At 77.1% G+C, this 1,094-nt stretch carries 3 protein-coding genes; 1 reads left to right on the plus strand and 2 read right to left on the minus strand.

What is annotated here, in order from left to right:
• Window positions 1-264, minus strand: a 264-nt coding sequence (locus B0E53_RS36685) for an NAD(P)H-hydrate epimerase (RefSeq protein WP_281492944.1), incomplete at its 3' end; no start/stop codon positions are given.
• 64 nt (window positions 265-328) lie between these two features.
• Complete coding sequence (locus B0E53_RS36690; RefSeq protein ID WP_091318098.1) at window positions 329-697, minus strand: holo-ACP synthase; 369 nt, start codon at window positions 695-697, stop codon at window positions 329-331.
• 159 nt (window positions 698-856) lie between these two features.
• On the opposite strand from B0E53_RS36690, the gene B0E53_RS38340 reads away from it, so the two are divergent.
• Window positions 857-1,094, plus strand: a 238-nt coding sequence (locus B0E53_RS38340) for a hypothetical protein (protein ID WP_168215503.1), incomplete at its 3' end; no start/stop codon positions are given.

The raw sequence follows: 1,094 nt of genomic DNA on the forward strand, positions 1-1,094 counted from the left end.
GCCCGGGGTGAGCAGCAGGGCGTCGACCGCCGCGCCCCGGCGGGCCAGGTGCGCGCCCGCGTAGAGCGTGTCGCCGCCGTTGTCGCCGGAGCCGATGAGCAGCAGCACCCGGGCGCCGTAGACGCCGCCCCGCTCGCCGAGCAGCAGCGCGCAGCGGCGGGCCAGCCCGGCGGCGGCCCGCTGCATCAGCGCCCCGGGCGGCAGGGTGGCCATAAGGCCCGCCTCCGCCGCACGTACGTCCGCGACCCGCCACACCGGTCTCATGCCACTCCGTCCCGTCCGTTCGTCCCGTTCGTCCCGGACCGGCCGACCGACCCGCCGGGTCGGCTCACCGTTCCGCGACCACCATGGCCGACGCGATCCCGCCGTCGTGCGACAACGAGAGGTGCCAGCGGTTGATCCCGCGCTCGGCCGCCGCGGCGGCCACCGTGCCGGAGACGGTCAGCCACGGGCGGCCCTCCGGGTCGGGCACGACCTCGCAGTCGTGCCAGTTCAGCCCGGCCGGCGCGCCGAGCGCCTTGGCCACCGCCTCCTTGGCCGCGAACCGGGCGGCCATCGACTCGGGCGAGCGCGGGTTGCCGGCGCGGGTGTAGCGCTCGGCCTCGGTGAAGAGGCGGTCGGCGAGCAGCGGTGTGCGCGCCAGGGACCGGGCGAACCGGTCCACCAGCACCACGTCGATGCCGACAGCCACGATCACGGACCTCACCCTACCGGCGGTCGGGGCGGCGGATCGGCGGTGGAGAACGCCTGTGGAAAACCCGGGATCCGCCGCACCGCCGGTTGTCCACAGGGCCGGTGCGGACGGTACGTCGCGCCCTAGCGTCCCGGATGTCCGTCGGGGTGCAGGGAGGTCGCCATGGGCGAGGAACCGTTCAGCGTCGAGCCCGAGGTGTTGCGTGGGGTGGCCCGGGAGCTGGTCGACGACGCGTACCGGCTGGCCCGCGGGCCGGCCGCCGAGCCGGGGCTGGTGGTGCCGGCCGACGAATGGCGGGCCGGGGTGGAGCTGGCCGAGCTGGAGGCGGCGGTGCAGCGCTGGTGCGGGTCGCTGGCCGCCCGGGTGGCGGCCACCGCGGAGGCGGTCCGGGCCGCCGCCG

Source organism: Micromonospora sp. MH33 (assembly GCF_003013775.1).
Taxonomy (GTDB): Bacteria; Actinomycetota; Actinomycetes; order Mycobacteriales; family Micromonosporaceae; genus Micromonospora; species Micromonospora fulviviridis.